The 15,577-nt window shown below is 69.6% G+C and carries 18 protein-coding genes; 5 read left to right on the top strand and 13 right to left on the bottom strand.

Features of this window, described 5'->3' with window-relative positions; all coding sequences use genetic code 11:
• Positions 1-6 precede the first annotated feature (6 nt).
• A complete protein-coding gene (gene menE, locus ABZ195_RS14085) occupies positions 7-1,104 on the bottom strand; it encodes an o-succinylbenzoate--CoA ligase (RefSeq protein ID WP_355219208.1) in 1,098 nt (365 codons plus the stop codon).
• 47 nt (positions 1,105-1,151) lie between these two features.
• Positions 1,152-1,478 (bottom strand): DUF3349 domain-containing protein, encoded by a 327-nt coding sequence (locus ABZ195_RS14080; protein WP_355218647.1) that lies wholly within the window; start codon positions 1,476-1,478, stop codon positions 1,152-1,154.
• 253 nt (positions 1,479-1,731) lie between these two features.
• On the opposite strand from ABZ195_RS14080, the gene ABZ195_RS14075 reads away from it, so the two are divergent.
• The 3 genes from ABZ195_RS14075 to ABZ195_RS14065 are packed head-to-tail and all read left to right on the top strand — an operon-like array spanning position 1,732 to position 3,600.
• Positions 1,732-2,976, top strand: coding sequence for an inorganic phosphate transporter (locus tag ABZ195_RS14075; protein ID WP_355218646.1), 1,245 nt, complete (start codon positions 1,732-1,734; stop codon positions 2,974-2,976).
• Between the two features lie 25 nt (positions 2,977-3,001).
• Positions 3,002-3,283, top strand: coding sequence for a hypothetical protein (locus ABZ195_RS14070; protein WP_355218644.1), 282 nt, complete (start codon positions 3,002-3,004; stop codon positions 3,281-3,283).
• Positions 3,284-3,294: 11 nt separating this feature from the next.
• Positions 3,295-3,600, top strand: a complete 306-nt coding sequence (locus ABZ195_RS14065; protein WP_355218642.1) for a DUF3349 domain-containing protein — start codon at positions 3,295-3,297, stop codon at positions 3,598-3,600.
• A 66-nt stretch (positions 3,601-3,666) separates the two neighbouring features.
• On the opposite strand, the gene ABZ195_RS14060 is transcribed toward ABZ195_RS14065, so the two are convergent.
• The 10 genes from ABZ195_RS14060 to ABZ195_RS14015 form a co-directional block, all read right to left on the bottom strand.
• On the bottom strand, positions 3,667-4,152 hold the full coding sequence (locus tag ABZ195_RS14060) for a VOC family protein (protein WP_355218640.1): 486 nt from the start codon (positions 4,150-4,152) through the stop codon (positions 3,667-3,669).
• Between the two features lie 37 nt (positions 4,153-4,189).
• Positions 4,190-5,062: an SDR family oxidoreductase gene (locus ABZ195_RS14055; RefSeq protein WP_355218638.1), complete on the bottom strand. Its 873-nt coding sequence runs from the start codon at positions 5,060-5,062 to the stop codon at positions 4,190-4,192.
• Entirely contained in the window at positions 5,059-5,661 is a 603-nt protein-coding gene (locus ABZ195_RS14050; RefSeq protein ID WP_355218636.1) for a GNAT family N-acetyltransferase, read from the bottom strand. Before ABZ195_RS14050 ends, ABZ195_RS14055 begins: the two co-directional genes overlap by 4 nt.
• Positions 5,625-6,074, bottom strand: coding sequence for a hypothetical protein (locus ABZ195_RS14045; RefSeq protein WP_355218634.1), 450 nt, complete (start codon positions 6,072-6,074; stop codon positions 5,625-5,627). The genes ABZ195_RS14050 and ABZ195_RS14045 overlap by 37 nt, the downstream gene beginning before the upstream one ends.
• 101 nt (positions 6,075-6,175) lie before the next feature.
• The gene (locus tag ABZ195_RS14040; protein ID WP_355218632.1) at positions 6,176-7,273 is read right to left on the bottom strand and encodes a Zn-dependent alcohol dehydrogenase; all 1,098 of its coding nucleotides are present in this window, start codon (positions 7,271-7,273) and stop codon (positions 6,176-6,178) included.
• A 19-nt stretch (positions 7,274-7,292) separates the two neighbouring features.
• Positions 7,293-9,377 (bottom strand): thiamine pyrophosphate-dependent enzyme, encoded by a 2,085-nt coding sequence (locus ABZ195_RS14035; protein WP_355219206.1) that lies wholly within the window; start codon positions 9,375-9,377, stop codon positions 7,293-7,295.
• A 96-nt stretch (positions 9,378-9,473) separates the two neighbouring features.
• The gene (locus ABZ195_RS14030) at positions 9,474-10,388 is read right to left on the bottom strand and encodes a 1,4-dihydroxy-2-naphthoyl-CoA synthase (RefSeq protein WP_355218630.1); all 915 of its coding nucleotides are present in this window, start codon (positions 10,386-10,388) and stop codon (positions 9,474-9,476) included.
• A 14-nt stretch (positions 10,389-10,402) separates the two neighbouring features.
• Positions 10,403-10,858, bottom strand: a complete 456-nt coding sequence (locus ABZ195_RS14025; RefSeq protein ID WP_355218628.1) for a nitroreductase family deazaflavin-dependent oxidoreductase — start codon at positions 10,856-10,858, stop codon at positions 10,403-10,405.
• A gap of 9 nt (positions 10,859-10,867) precedes the next feature.
• Complete coding sequence (locus tag ABZ195_RS14020; RefSeq protein WP_355219204.1) at positions 10,868-11,548, bottom strand: HAD family hydrolase; 681 nt, start codon at positions 11,546-11,548, stop codon at positions 10,868-10,870.
• A 102-nt stretch (positions 11,549-11,650) separates the two neighbouring features.
• Positions 11,651-12,865, bottom strand: coding sequence for an MFS transporter (locus tag ABZ195_RS14015; RefSeq protein WP_355219202.1), 1,215 nt, complete (start codon positions 12,863-12,865; stop codon positions 11,651-11,653).
• 86 nt (positions 12,866-12,951) lie between these two features.
• Between ABZ195_RS14015 and ABZ195_RS14010 the strand changes: the two genes are divergently transcribed.
• Positions 12,952-13,617 (top strand): FadR/GntR family transcriptional regulator, encoded by a 666-nt coding sequence (locus ABZ195_RS14010; RefSeq protein WP_355218626.1) that lies wholly within the window; start codon positions 12,952-12,954, stop codon positions 13,615-13,617.
• Here ABZ195_RS14010 and fadD8 read toward each other — a convergent pair.
• Positions 13,614-15,215, bottom strand: a complete 1,602-nt coding sequence (gene fadD8, locus ABZ195_RS14005; RefSeq protein ID WP_355218624.1) for a fatty-acid--CoA ligase FadD8 — start codon at positions 15,213-15,215, stop codon at positions 13,614-13,616. The two genes, ABZ195_RS14010 and fadD8, sit on opposite strands and share 4 nt — an antisense overlap.
• A 66-nt stretch (positions 15,216-15,281) precedes the next feature.
• Here fadD8 and ABZ195_RS14000 point away from each other — a divergent pair, with 66 nt between their 5' ends.
• Positions 15,282-15,530, top strand: coding sequence for a DUF3253 domain-containing protein (locus tag ABZ195_RS14000; protein ID WP_355218622.1), 249 nt, complete (start codon positions 15,282-15,284; stop codon positions 15,528-15,530).
• The last annotated feature ends 47 nt before the right edge of the window (positions 15,531-15,577 follow it).

Here is a 15,577-nt window from a genome sequence, read left to right as displayed (position 1 = left end):
AACCCATCATCCACCGGTGTCGAACCGTTTTCGGAGCTCCCTTCGGTCCAACTTGCCGATGCCCCGCCGCGGCAAGGCGTCGACGACGTGCACCTCTCTAGGAGCTGCGGTGCCGTCCAGGGTCCGTTCGACGTGGGTACGCAGATCTGCCACGGACGGGGCAGCGCCGTTCTCGGCGAGGACGATGGCCGCGACGACGCGCTGGCCCAGCCGTTCGTCGGTGACGCCGAACACCGCGCAGTCCGAGATGGCGGGATGGGTGGCCAAAGCCGCCTCGACCAACGGCGGCAGGACGGTGAGGCCGCCGGTGCCGATGGCGTCGTCGGCCCGTCCCAGGATGCGGAGTCGGCCCGAATCGTCAACGGCGCCAACGTCGTCGGTGCGGAACCAGCCTGGCTCGGCGAACGGATCGGGATCCGTCGGATGCCGGTACCCCTTGGCCAGGGTGGCACCGCCGAGGATGACGCGGCCGTCGTCGATTCGCAACCGCACGCCGTCCAGCGGCATGCCGTCGTAGACGCAGCCACCGGCGGTCTCGCTCATGCCGTAGGTGCGCACCACCCGGATGCCCGCGGCCGCAGCCGCCTCTCCGACGGCCACCGGCATCGGTCCGCCGCCGATGAGGACGGCGTCGAGTTCGGCCAGCGCCGCGGTGGCCGCCGGATCGGCGAGCGCTTTGGCCAGTTGCACCGCCACCAAGGAGGTATAGCGGGGCCCCGATCCCAATGCCTGGACGGCAGAGGGCAATTCGGCGACGTCCAAGCTCGGGTCGACGGCCACCGGCACCGTGCCCGCCAACAAGCTGCGGACCATCACCTGCAGTCCGGCGACATGGTGGGCAGGCAGGGCCAGCAGCCACGTGCCGGGACCGCCGATGCGGTCGTGGGTGGCCGAGGCGCTCGCGATCAGCGCCGACGCGGTGAGCATGGCGCCCTTGGGAACCCCGGTCGTCCCGGACGTGGACACCACGAGCGCGACGTCGTCGTCGATCTCCTCGCCGATTCCGAGCGACGACGTCAACGCCTCCGCCGACCGAACGTCGGGCGGCACCGGCAGGATCGCGGGCTCGCGACCGTCGAGGACGCCCTCGAGGACCGCGAGCAGCGGCTCGGGTGAGGGGATCGCCGGAATGACGACTGCGCGCAGGGAGGCTATGCGGAACCCTCGCCGTCGTCGGTGACCGCGGCGTCGCTGTCGCGGGGGTCGTCGAGCGGCCAGCCCTTGGCGGCCAGCCGGGAACGCACCCGCTCCACGTCGTCCTCCTGCGGAAGCTCGTCGGTCATCTGGGTGATGAGTACGCCGATGTCGATGTGGTCGAACTCGCCGCGGTTCATGAGGTCCTGCGCCACGGCCTTCACCTCGTCGTTGGACAGCCGACGGTTGAGCAGGGACATGAGTGGCACGCGGTCGGGTCCGGGCACGCCCTCGGGGTAGCCCGCGGTGATCCACGCGACGATCTTGGAAAGGAATGCGTTCACGAGTCGACTTCCCCTAGTGGTCGCGGCAAGGTCACGGCCGCGGCGATGCTCCGATGGTAGATGCGCCCCACGACGATTGTCGCTCCACGGCGCACCGCGTGGAAGTTTTCGGCGCTGGAGGCTAACGCGCCCCACCCTTTGGGTGAACAGTGGGTGAACAGCTTTTAGGGCCTGGCAAAGTCCCAGGTGAGGCGTGTGATTCAGCCGGAGACCGGCTGGTCAAAACAACCTGAGAAGCCTCACAATCTGACCCATGGACACAACCATGATCATCTTGGTGCTGTTGATCGCCACCGCGTTGGCGTTCGACTTCACCAACGGCTTCCACGACACGGGGAACGCCATGGCGACCTCGATCGCCACCAACGCCCTGAAGCCGAAGACGGCGGTCATCCTCGCGGGTGTGCTGAACCTCGTCGGCGCGTTCCTCTCCGTCGAGGTCGCGGTCACGGTGACCACCTCGGTCCTCAAGATCCAGGACGGCAAGACGGGGTCGCTCATCACGGGCATCGACCCGTCGACCGGCCTGACCATCATCTTCGCCGGTCTCATCGGCGGCATCCTCTGGAACCTGCTCACCTGGCTCTTCGGCATCCCGTCGAGCTCCTCGCACGCTCTCTTCGGCGGTCTCATCGGCGCCGGTCTCGCGGCGCTCGGCATGGCCGGCGTCAACTGGAGCGGCGTCTTCGCCAAGGTGATCCTGCCCGCGCTGGCGGCCCCCTTCATCGCGGGCCTCGTCGCCGCGTGCGGCACCTGGATGGTCTACCGCCTCACCCGCAAGGTCGCCAAGAAGCGTCGCGAGGACGGCTTCCGCTGGGGTCAGATCGCCACCGCCTCGCTCGTCGCCCTGTCGCACGGCACCAACGACGCGCAGAAGACGATGGGCGTCATCGCCCTGGCGCTCATCACCACCGGCCACCTGACCGGCGACGTGAAGAAGGACGGCCTGCCGTTCTGGGTCATCGCGTCCTGCGCGCTGGCCATCGGCCTGGGCACCTACATCGGTGGCTGGCGCGTCATCCGCACGCTCGGCAAGGGTCTCGTCGAGATCGAGTCGCCGCAGGGCCTGGCCGCGGAGGCGTCCTCGGCCGCGATCATCCTGAGCTCCAGCGCCGCCGGCATGGCCCTGTCCACCACGCACGTCGCCACGGGCTCGATCCTCGGTAGCGGTGTCGGCAAGCCCGGCGCCCAGGTCCGCTGGAAGGTCGCGGGCCGGATGGCCGCCGCCTGGCTGATCACGCTTCCGTCCGCCGCGATCGTCGGCGCGCTGTCGTTCTGGCTCTCGGATGCGATCAAGTCCGCCTCGGGCTCGAACCTGGCCGGCGACGGTGTCATCTTCGTCATCCTGGTCGGACTGTCGGGCTACATGTACTGGCGCGCCCAGCAGCAGAAGGTCGACTCCAACAACGTCAACGCCGAGTGGGACGACACCACCAACTCCGTCGTGCCCGTCGACGAGCGCAAGGGCAGCGTCTCGCAGCCCACCGCGTCGGTCTGATCCCGGAACCAGTGAGAGAACTGACATGACTTACGTAGAAGCGATTCTCAAGGTGCTCGCCGTCGGACTCGTCCTCGGCGCCGGCCTTCCCGCGGTGTTCGCGGTGGGGCTGGTGGCCTTCTCGAAGGGCTCCGGCGGAGTCCAGACCGACGGCACCACCGCCGCGCCCAACCCGGCGCTGAAGTTCGCCGGGTTGCTCCTGTTCACCGTCGTCGCCGCGGTGATCGTGATCGCCATCCTCTACATCACCAAGGCCACGATCATCCACCACTTCGGATTCAACCCCGTCCCCTTCCTCCCTAAGTGAGCTGACTGAACATGACCGAGAACAAGGGCCTGCTCGAGAACGTCGTCACCTGGCTGAACGCCGGCTACCCGGAGGGTGTCCCACCCAAGGACTACTTTCCGCTGCTGGCGCTGCTGAAGCGGTCGCTGACCGAGGACGAGGTCGTCAAGGCCGCTCAGTCGATCTTGCGCTCGAACGACGGCGAGAACGTGACCGAGGCCGAGATCCACGCCGCGGTCCAGGGCGTCATCGACAAGGAACCCAACCCCGAGGAGATTCACCAGGTCGCGTCGCGACTGGCCTCCGTCGGCTGGCCGCTGGCGGCCACGTCTCGCTGATCCATCGTCGGACGGCACGTCCCCTCGACTCCCTGGAGTCGGGGGGACGTCTCAGTTTCGGACGTCTCAGTTTCGGACGTCGCGGCGTAGCGGGTGGGTCGAGGGGATCTGCACGAAGATCAGGGTGACGCCGTCGGGATCGATGACGTGCATCTCGTGCAGGCCCCACGGTTCCTCGGTGGCCGCCCTGGCGATCGTCACCCCCCGTCCCTCGAGTTCGGCCTGGGAGGCGTAGACGTCGCGCACCTGTAGCCACAGCGCACCGGCGCCTGCGCTTCGCTGCCCGCCGTGCCCATTCCCCGGGTTGCTTCGCTCCTGCCCGCCGTGGCCGTTCCCCGGGTTGCTTCGCTCCTGCCCGCCGTGGCCGTTCCCCGGGTCGCTTCGCTCCTGCCCGCCGTGGCCGGCGAGTTCGATCAGCGACTGACCCGCATAGAACACCGTGCCCGCACCGTATTCACGCGCGATGGCCAGTCCGATGTCGTCTCGGTAGAACGCGAGCGACCTCCGGTAGTCGGCGGGCCGGAACAGGACGCGACTCGCCAGGATCTCCATGCCTGCCGTTCTAACACGAGCGGGCGACCCCGCGGCTCTACGTGGGCTGTACCCGCTGCCGCTTCATCACCGCGTCCACCGCGGCGGGGGCGAAGCTGTTCACCGCGTGCGCGGTGACGGCCATCCGAGGGGCGATGCGCACCGGCCGGCGCCGCACGGCGGTGACCATCCAGTCGGCGGCCTCCTCGGCCGACAACCCCGGTAGCCCGTCGTAGGCCCGGGTGGGGGCGATCATCGGCGTCTTCACCAGCGGGTAGAACAGCGTGGTCGAGTGGACGCCGTCGACGGCCCACTCGGTCTCCACGACGCGGCTGACGGCGGTCAACGCCGCCTTGGAGGCGTTGTAGACGGCGAACAGCGGCGACGACTCGTTGAGCACGCCCCAGGTCGAGACGTTCACGATGTGCCCGTCGCCGCGCAGTCGCATGCCGGGGGCGAAGCCGCGGATCAGTCGCAGCGGCGAGTAGTAGTTCAGCGCCATCGTCCGCTCGACGTCGTGCCAGCGCTCCAACGACTCGGCCAGCGGCCGACGAATCGACCGGCCCGCATTGTTGACCAGCACGTCCACCCCGCCGAAACGCTCGTCGACGTCGGCCACCAGGGCGTCCACGGCGTCGAGGTCGGACAGGTCGCACGAGATTGCGGTCGCGTCGCCACCGGTCGACTCGATCCGCGTGACGACCTCGTCGAGCAGATCCTGGCGGCGGGCGACCACGATCACGCGGGCACCCGCGGCGGCGAGCTTGACCGCACCGGCGGCGCCGATTCCCGACGAGGCGCCGGTCACCAGGATCCGCTTGCCCGCCGGGTCGACCTGCTGGCGTGGTCCGAGCAGCTGGGCGGCCAGCGGCGGGCGCATGCTCGCGAGTAGCAGGGTGTCGGCGAAACGGCGAAGGGGGCTCTTGCTCACGGCCCAGAGCTTAGGTCGCCGGCGAACTGGCCGAGACTCGCGACCGCCAGCGTCTGCTCCTCGCCGAACTCCTCGAACGTCATGGCGGGGACGAATCCGAGCCGGCGGGCCAGATTCAGGGAGCGGACGTTGGCGCTCTGAGTGACGACGATGACCGGTTCGTCGCGCATCTCGGCGGCCGCGGTGCGCAGCAGCGCGCTGGCGGCCCGGTAGGCCAGACCGCGCCCCCAGTACCGGCGGTCGAGCGTGTACGCCAGCTCCAATTCCTCGCCGGACGGTCCGAGGTGGCCGGGATGGTGCAGACCGCGACGCGTCAACGACACCGTGCCGATGAACGCGTCGGTCTGCGCGTCGGCGATGACGTAGGAGCCGGCCGAGTTGGTCGCGGCGGCCACCCCGGCCTCGTCGAGGTCTCGGGTGACGGTGCGGCGGGGCTGCGGGCCGCCGAGGTGTGCGTGCACGTCGGGGTCGACGAGGTGGTCGATGATCGAGCGGCGATCGTCGTCGCGGGCCTTGCGCAACACCACGACTCCCGCGTCGATGCGCAGCGCGCCGAGCGTGTTCACGCGTCCTGCCGCGGTGACGGCCGCAGGACGCATCGGGCGTAGCCGATCCAGCAGACGACCGTGCCGACGAAACCGACGCCGAGCAGCGCGAGTGGCGCCGCCGCCACCTCGACGGCCACCGCGCCGCTGCCCGGCACGTGCCGGTCGACGGCACGCATCACGAGGAAGGGCAGGACGGCCACCGCGAAGGTGGCCATGGCGCCGCCGACGGCGAGACCGAACGCGCTGCGGACGGCGCCGTAGACCATCAGCCCCGCCGACGGCAGGACCAACGCCCCCAGGGGCAGCGGCCGCAATCCGGCGTCGACGTCACCGCTGATGGTCCAGGCTCCCCAGCCCGCCATGGCGGCCGAGCCGCTCGTGGCCTGCGCGGAGTACCAGGGGAGAACGAGGGCCACGGCGACGGCCAGCACACCCAGGGCGCCAATCGCCCATCTGGTGACCATGGCTTCGATGACTTGCCCCCTCGCGAATTCGGCGCGCTGACGATCGCCCGTCGAACGTTAGCGCGCCCAACCCTAGGGCTCTCGGCTAGTCGACGCCTCGATCAGGGAATCAGCAGGGTTCGCAACGCTTCACCGGTCTCGAGGTCGGCCAACGCCTCGGCGGCCTCGGCCAGCGGCCGGTGGCCCGAGATCAGAGGATCCAGCAGGAGTTGGCCGTCCATGTATCGGTCCACCAGTGCGGGGATGTCGATCGACGGACGGACCGATCCGTAGTTCGAACCCAGGATGCGCTGATCGGCTTCGGCCAGAACCAGCGGCTCGAAGGACGCCTTGGCGCCGGTGGGCGGCAAGCCGACGATCACCGCGGCACCACCGAGGCCAAGCATCTGGATGGCCTCTTCTGTGGTCGACGTACGGCCGATCGCGTCGAAGGCGTAGTCGACGCCGTCGGGGAGCAATTCGAACAGCTGCTCGACGGCGTCCCCGCGGCTCGCGTCGATGCGGTCCGTGGCGCCGAATTGCAGTGCCAGTTCGGTCTTTCCGGGGAGTACGTCGATGGCGACGATGCGTTCGGCGCCGGCGAGCCGGGCGCCCTGCACGACGTTGAGGCCCACCCCGCCGCAACCGATCACGACCAGCGTCGACCCGGGTTCCACGGCGGCGGTGTTCAGGACGGCCCCGACGCCGGTGGCCACCGCACAGCCGACGACGGCGATCACGTCCAGCGGTGCGTCGTCGCGCACCTTGATCGCACCGGAGGAGGGGACGACGACCTCCTCGGCGAACGAGGAGACGCCGAGGTAGTGGTGGATCGACTCGCCGTCCTTCGACAGACGGGAGGTGCCGTCGTAGAGGACGCCCTTGGGGGCGACGACGGTCGCGGCCAGCTGGCAGCGTGCCTCGTGGCCCGCCCGGCAGTACCGGCATTGCCCGCAGGGCGGCACCCAGCTGAGCACCACGTGGTCGCCGACGGCCAGCGAGTCGACGCCCTCACCGAGTTCCACGACGACGCCGGAGCCCTCGTGACCCATCACCAACGGAGCCGGAGCATCCCACTCGCCGCGCTTGACGTGTAGGTCGGAGTGACAGACGCCGGCCGCGGCGATCTTGACCCGAACCTCGCCGGCCTTGGGGGCGGTGAGGTCGACGTCGGCGACCTCGATGGCGGTGTCGGGATCACGGAAGACGATGGCTTTCACAGTGTGATCGTAGACATGCTCAGGAGGTGAGCTTTCGGGCCGCGGCCTCGATGGTCTCCTCCGACAGCAGCACCGTCAGCGCGGCGTCGCCGAGGGGGATGAAGCTGTCCTCGCTGGCCACTCTCGCCATCGCGCCGGGGTAGCCGTGGTCGACCAGGGCGGTCAGCACTCCCTCGGAGACGCCGCCGGTGGCCCTCGTCTCGTCGACCACCAGGGTGCGGCCCGTCGCAGTGGCCTCGCGCAGGATGTCGGCCACGGGAAGTGGTGCCAGCCAACGCACGTCGACGACACGGGTGGCGATGCCGTCGTCCTGGAGACGGCGGGCGACCCGCAGACTCATCGGAACCCCGTTGCCGAAGGTCACGATCGTCAGGTCGGTGCCGTCGCCGTAGGTGCGGGCACTCCCGATCGGGACGGCGTCGGTCGGATACGGGGCCAGCCACTGATCGTCACCGCTCTCGTAGAGGTCTCGAACGTGGTACAGCGCAATGGGTTCCAGGTAGACGCACACGGTGCCCGCCGTGCGTGCCGCCGCGGCGCAGGTCCGCATCATGGCGGCGGCGTCGTCCGGGCGAGAGGGGGAGGCGATCACGATGCCCGGGATGTCACGCAACGCCGCGATGGCGTTGTCGTTGTGGAAGTGCCCCCCGAAACCCTTCTGATAGCCGTAGCCGGCGACGCGCACGACCATCGGGTTGCAGTACTGGCGGTCGGAGAAGAACTGCAGGGTGGCGCCCTCGCCGCGGATCTGGTCGGCGGCGTTGTGCAGGTAGGCCAGGTACTGAATCTCGGGGATCGGCAGCAGACCCGCCACACCGGCGCCGAGCGCCAGTCCCAGGATGGCTTGTTCGTCGAGCAGGGTGTCGAATACCCTTGCCGGACCGAACTTCTGGGCGAGCCCCCGGGTGACGCCGTACACGCCACCCTTGCGGGCGACGTCCTCGCCGAAGACCAATGCCCCCGGGTGGTCGGCCAACACCTCGGCCAGCGCCCGGTTGACCGACTGGGCGAACGTCAGCGGGCTCCGGTCGCCGCCCTCGCCGGGGCCGGGCGTCGACGCGACGGCCTCGGCCAGGCCCTCGCGCAGCGGGCGCATCACCGCCGCCGCGCTGCTCAACTGAGGCAGTTCGGCGACCTCCTCGGCGATCCCGATCACCATAGCGCGCTTGGCCTCGTACAGATCGAGGATCTCGGCGGGCGGCACGCCGGCCTGTTCGACCAGCAGCGTCGCGGTCCGCAGCACGGGGTCTCGGTCGTAGTCTGCGGTGATCTCGGCCGGGGTGCGATAGGCCGCCTCGACGTCGGAGCCCGCGTGGCCCATCAGCCGCACGGTGCGCAGGTGCAGGAACGCGGGCTTGCGGTGCTTGCGCACCCACGCGACGGCCCGGGTGGCCACGGCGTGGGCGTCGACGACGTCGGACCCGTTGGCGGCGAAGTACTCCAGACCGATCCGGGTGCCGAAGTTCGCGGCGATCCACCCGCTCGGAGTCTTGGTGCTGATGCCGATGCCGTTGTCTTCGCACACGAACAGCAGAGGCAGTGGAAGGCCTTGGTAGGCAGCGTGAGTCGCGGTGTTCACGGCACCGACGGCCGTCGAGTGGTTCGCCGACGCGTCGCCGAGGCTGCACACCGTGACGGCGTCCCGCGGCCACGGCGTGTCGACTCCCAGCTTGGCGGCCCGACCGACCGAGAAGGCCACCCCGACCGCGCGCGGCAGGTGCGACGCGATGGTCGAGGTCTGCGGGATGACGTCGAGGTCGCGGCGACCGAAGACCTTGTGGCGGCCGCCGCTGATCGGGTCGTCGGTCGCCGCGCAGAGCCCGAGCAGTACGTCGCGCAGCGGATCGCTGCCTGTTGAAATTCCTAAGATCTGGCGGGCCCGCTGCAGGAAGAACGCACCCGAACGGTAGTGCAGCAGAGCGGGATCGGTGTGTCTCAGGGCTGCGGCGACGGCGGCATTGCCCTCGTGGCCGGACGAGCCGATCGTGTAGAAGCCCACGCCGCGGGACCGCAGCCAGCGCGCCGCCAGGTCGAGGTGGCGGCTGCCGAGTTGCGAGTCGAACAGGTCCAGGACGTCCTGCACCGTCAACGGCGAGGTCGCCACGATCGGTGCGTCGAAGTCGACTCGCCGTTTCCCGGCGCGCAGTCGGCCCACCGCGTCGAGGACGTACTCGTCGATCTTCTCGGTCACGACGTCGCCTTAGAAGTGGCGCGGGAAGTTCGACCAGTCCGGGTCGCGCTTCTCCAGGAACGCGTCGCGACCCTCGACCGCCTCGTCGGTCATGTAGGCCAGTCGCGTCGCCTCCCCGGCGAAGATCTGCTGACCGACCAGGCCGTCGTCGAGCAGATTGAAGGCGAACTTGAGCATCCTGATGGCCTGCGGCGACTTGCCGTTGATCTCCTCGGCCCATTGCAGCGCAACGGTTTCCAGCTCGGCGTGGTCGACGACCTCGTTGACCGCCCCCATGGCGTGCATCTGCTCGGCGGTATACGGCCTGCCCAGGAAGAAGATCTCGCGGGCGAACTTCTGGCCGGTCTGCCGGGCCAGGTAGGCGCTGCCGTAACCGCCGTCGAAGCTGCCGACGTCGGCGTCGGTCTGCTTGAACCGGGCATGCTCGCGGCTGGCCAGCGTCAGGTCGCACACCGCGTGCAGGCTGTGCCCGCCGCCGGCGGCCCAGCCGTTGACCAAGCAGATCACCGGCTTGGGCATGAAGCGGATCAGACGCTGCACCTCGAGGATGTGCAGTCGGCCGGCCTGTGCGGGGTCGACGGTGTCGGCCGTCTCCCCGGCCGCGTACTGGTACCCGGTGCGGCCGCGGATGCGTTGGTCACCACCGGAACAGAACGCCCAACCGCCATCCTTCGCCGACGGGCCGTTGCCCGTCAGCAGGATGACCCCGACGTCGTTGCTCATCCTGGCGTGGTCGAGCACGCGGTACAGCTCGTCGACGGTGTGGGGGCGGAACGCGTTGCGCACCTCGGGACGGTCGAACGCGATGCGCACCGTCGGCTTGGCGATCCCGTCGACGACGTGTCGGTGATAGGTGATGTCGGTCAGCTCGAAGCCCTGGACGGGCTGCCACACGGTCGGGTCGAACGGGTTGTCAGCACTCACCCGGTTGACTGTAGCTAGGGGGCGACCGGGTCGAACCGGAAGACCGCGCAACGCCCGGCGAGTGCTTCGAACTCGTCGGGGTTGGGTCCGGTCACCAGCCCGGAGCGCTGCATGAAGCTGACGCCGGTGGGGACCAGGATCGGGAACTGACGCAGCAGGGGGCGGGCCTCGTCGGCGGAGAGTTCGACGACGCGCACCGGTTCGACCGTGCGGCCCTGGGTCAGCGTCGCCTCACCGGCGGCGCGAAGGTTCTTCACCCAGTCTGCCTTCGGGAAGCCGCCGACGACGTAGCGCTTGCCGTCCACGGTGAACGGGGTGACCGGCGTCGGCCGGGGGGCACCGGAGTTGCGTCCCACCACGTTCAGGACGATCGGGCCCTCGCGCATCAGGCCCATCCGCATCGCGGCCATCATGACCTTGTTCATCGGCTTGAGCCACCACGGCGGGCGAATGTCCTCGTCCCTGGGCATGCCGCGAGTCTAGACCGCCAGCCCCGCGCCTTCGACGGCGTCGATCAGCCCGGTGGGACGTCGTGCGGTGGGCAGCGGGTCGACGAGGGCGAAGCGGCACCCCACCGCGACGGCACCACCGTCGGCCTCCTCGCTGTCCCCGACCATGAGCGCGTCCCGTGCCGCGACGCCGATCCGTGACAGGGCGGTCTGGAAGATCTCGGCGGTGGGTTTCACGGCCCCGACCTCATAGGACAGCACGAAGTCGTCGACGTCGTCGGCGATGCCGAGCCGGGTGAACGCGGGTCTGATGTCGAAGGCGATGTTGGACACCACCGCGGTCCGGACGCCCTGGCGGTGCAGCCCCGCGAGTACGGCGGCGGTGTCCGGGTACGGCGTCCAGCTACCCGGGTCGACCACCTTGTCGTACAGCCGTTCGGCGTGGTGGTCGGCCACCCCGGATTCCCGCAGCACGTGCAGGTAGGCCTCGCGGTGCAGGTGGGGTTCGAGGTCGCGATTGGTCCAGGCCCGCCGGGCTCGTTCGTCCATGTCGACCGACGCGCCCGTGGGGGCGGTCAGCCGCCGCATCAGCTCGGCCTGGACGTGGCCGTCGACGGCCTGCTCGTCGACCTCGATGCCGGCGAACCAGCTGTCGTCCTCCTCGAGCCGGAACAGGGTTCCCGAGAAGTCGAAGAGCACCGCGCGTGGAATCGTCACGGCGTCATTGTGCCCTGACCCGTCACCGGCGCCGAGTGTGAAGACGTGTGCGAGACCTCGGGTGAATCTCGCGAATTTCTTCACACTCGAGCGGGGTCAGACGTAGCGGCTGCGGCCCGCCGCGGCGCCCGCGACGACCTGGACCACGTAGACCACCAGGAACATCGCGAACGGGATGGTCCAGCCGTCGGAGACGTCGTGCAGCAGCCCGAACAGGAACGGCCCCAGCCCGGCGAACAGATAGCCGAAACCCTGGGCCATTCCGGACAATTGGGCGGTGTCCTCGGCGTTGCGGGCTCTCAGCGCGATGACCGTGAGCGCCAGCGAGAACGCGCTCATGCCAATGCCGATCAGCACGCTCCACACCCACGGTGCGGCGGCGGGGGCCACCAGCAGACCGACCGCCCCGCCGAAGCCGAGGACGCCGAGCCCGACGATCCACCCGCTCTGGTTCGCCGAGCGGGCCGCCAGCGGGGAGATGACCAATGCGACGGGCACGCCGATCAGCGACACCAGGCCGACCAGGATCCCGGCCTGCACCTTGCCAATGCCGTTGTCGATGAAGATCTGCGGCAGCCAACCCATCACGATGTAGGCCAGGAACGCCTGGCAGCCGAAGAACAGCGTCACCGTCCAGGCCAACGGGTTGCGCAGCAGCGACCGGCGTTCGACGGTGGGTTCGCTCGAGGCCGCCCACGACCCACGGTGCCGGCGGGAGGCCGGCAGCCACGCCAGCAGTGCGAGGAAGGCGACGGCCGCCCACGCCGCCAGGGCCACCCGCCACCCGCCGAGCGGTTCCTCCAGACCGGGGGTGACGGCCGAGCCCAGGGCGCCGCCGCCCTGCAGTGCGGCGGTGTAGATGCCGGTCATCAGGCCGACGCGGGTGGGGAACGACCCCTTGATGACGACGGGGATGAGCACGTTGATCAGCGCGATGCCCGCACACGCCAGCAGCGTCGCCCCGATCACGACGTGTGGCCCATCGACGGTGCGCAGCACCAAACCGGCGGTCAGCACTACCAGCGCGCCGGAGATGACGCGGCCCAGGCCGAAGCGGGTCGACAGCCGCGGCGCGGTGAGCCCCGCGGCGGCGAAGCACAGGCCGGGCATGGTCGTCAGCAGACCGGCCCAGGTCGCCGACGTGCCCAACTCCGCACGCATGTCGCCGAGTAGCGGCGCCACGCTGGTGACGGCGGGGCGCAGGTTCAGCGCCACCAGGATGACCGCGACCGCGAGCAGCGTGCCGCCGGCGACGACGGGGACGCCGGCGGGGGTAACCGCGGCGGTGGACTGGTCGAGTTGGACCGCCACCTTGGGTCCGGAAGTTTCGCCCTGCTCGTCGCCACGCACGCTGCTACTCTGCCATACATCCCATGATTGGTTGAAAGGATGTCGCCTTGCCCCTGAGCACTGCCCGGCGAACGGGTCTGGTCGACCAGGTGATCGAGCAGTTGCGGCGGCTGGTCGGAAGTGGGGAGTGGCCGGTCGATGGACGCATCCCCAACGAGACCGTGCTCGTCGAGTCACTCGGCGTCGGGCGGAACACCGTGCGAGAGGCGGTCCGCGCGCTCGCGCACGCCGGTCTGCTGGAGGTGCGCCAGGGCGACGGCACCTACGTCCGCGCGACCAGCGAGGTGTCGGGCGCGCTGCGACGTCTCTACGGCGCCGAGCTACGAGAGGTCTTGGAGGTGCGCCGCGGCCTGGAGGTCGAGGGCGCGCGTCTCGCCGCAGCCCGCCACACCGACGCCGACGTCGCCGAACTTCGCGGGCTCCTGGCCCGCCGCGACGCCTGCTTCGAGGCCGGTGACACCGACGACTTCGCCCGCGCCGACACCGACTTTCACCTGGCGGTGGTCCGCAGTTCGCACAACGCGACGTTGACGGAGCTGTACCGCGGACTCGTCGAGGCCGTCACCGCCAGCGTCGCGACCACCCACGAGGCGCCCGTCGAGATCGTCGACCACGGCGCGCTGCTCGACCTCGTCGAAGCCGGGGACGCCGACGGTGCCGCCCGCATGGCGGGTGAGCTCATCGACCGCATCCTCGACGGCCTGCCGTCCTAGCCGACGCGGCGCTCCGCACCCTCCCAGAACTGGGCGCGGACGGCCTTCTTGTCGGGCTTGCCCAGCGCGGTCACCGGCACCGAGTCGACGACGATCACCTGCTTGGGCGACTGCACCGACCCCTTGCGCTCCTTGACCGCGGCCTGAATCTCGGCGGTCATCGCGGCGACGGAGGCCTCGTCGGACGCCGCGTCGGCGCGCAGCACCACCACGGCGGTGACGGCCTCGCCCCACTTCTCGTCGGGAGTGCCGATCACGCACACCTGGGCCACCGACGGATGTTCGGCGACGACGTCCTCCACCTCCCGCGGAAACACGTTGAACCCGCCGGTGACGATCATGTCCTTGGTGCGGTCGACGATGAACCAGAAGCCGTCGGCGTCCTCGCGGGCCAGGTCGCCGGTGTGCATCCACCCGTCGCGAAAGGTCTCCGCCGTCGCCTCCGGCTTGTTCAGGTAGCCGCCCGAGAGCAGCGGTCCCGACACGCAGATCTCGCCGACCTCGCCCTGGGCCACCGGCTGGCCGTCCTCGCCAAGCAGTGCCGTGCGGGCGAACAGCGTCGGGCGGCCACAGGACGTCAGTCGCAACTCGTCGTGCTCGGCCTTGGCCAGGTACGTGATGACCATCGGAGCCTCGGACTGCCCGTAGTACTGCGCGAAGATCGGCCCGAACCGGCTGATCGCCTCCTTGAGCCGCACCGGATTCATCGCCGAGGCGCCGTAGTACACGGTCTCCAGCGACGACAGGTCCCGGGTGTGGCTGTCCGGGTGATCCATCAGCGCATAGATCATCGACGGCACCAGCATCGTCGCCGTGATCCTCTGCTCCTCGATGGTGCGCAACACCTCGGCGGGGTCGAACTTCGACAGCACCACCATCTCGCCGCCCTTGACGATCGTCGGCAGGAAGAAGGCGGCGCCGGCGTGCGAGAGCGGCGTGCACATCAGGAATTTCGGATTCTCCGGCCATTCCCACTCGGCGAGCTGAATCGTCGACATGGTGGTGGTCGCCTGCGAGGTCATCATGACGCCCTTGGGCTTGCCGGTGGTACCTCCGGTGTAGGCCAGCCCGGTGACGGTCTCGGGCGCCAGGTCCGCGGCGACCAGCGGTCGGGGCGGGTACTTCGCGGCCTCGGCGGTCAGGTCGACGCCCACGTCGGAGAGATCGGCCGGCACCGGACCGATCGTCAGCACCTGCTTGAGCGAGGGCACCTTCTCGAGCAGTCCGACGGCCCGCTCGACGAACATCGGATTCGGATCCACGATCAGGGACGTGACGCCGGCGTCGGTGAGCACGTAGGCGTGATCGTCCAGCGAACCGAGAGGGTGTAGTGCGACGCGGCGATACCCCTGCGTCTGTCCCGCGCCGACGATCATCAGCACCTCGGGACGGTTGAGGGCCAGCAGCCCGACCACGGCGCCCGACCCCGCGCCGAGGGCCTCGAACGCCTGAACGTACTGGCTGATGCGGTCGGCGAGCTCGCCGCCGGTCAGGGTGGTCTCCCCGAGGAATAGCACGGGCTTGTCACGGTGGCGCTTGAGCGCGCCGACGGTGAGGTGGCCGGAGTGGATCGGATGGCGCAGCAGATCGTCGCTCATGAGTCCAGATTAGAACGTGTTACAGAAATCCTGGCAAGAGGCGCCGCATCGGCTTCACTGGAGGACGTGAATCAACGACTCCGCACCACCATCCTGGAGTTGGCGCGCACCCGGGGACCGGACAAGACGATTTGTCCGTCCGACGCGGCCCGCGCGGTCGGCGGCGACGACTGGCGTGACCTCATGGACGAGGCCCGCGACGTCGCGCGCGACTTGGCCCGCAACGGCGACGTCGAGATCAGCCAGAAGGGCACCGTCCTCGACCCCGACGAACCGTGGCGCGGCCCGATCCGGATCCGCATCCGCATCCGCTAGCGCGATTCGTGGAGTCTTCTCGGCGCTCACCGCCGAAAACGCTCCAC

This window comes from Mycobacterium sp. NPDC006124, assembly GCF_040614235.1.
Classification (GTDB): Bacteria; Actinomycetota; Actinomycetes; order Mycobacteriales; family Mycobacteriaceae; genus Mycobacterium.
Note: the sequence above shows the minus strand (reverse complement) of the source record. Positions and strands in the feature narration are given on the sequence as shown.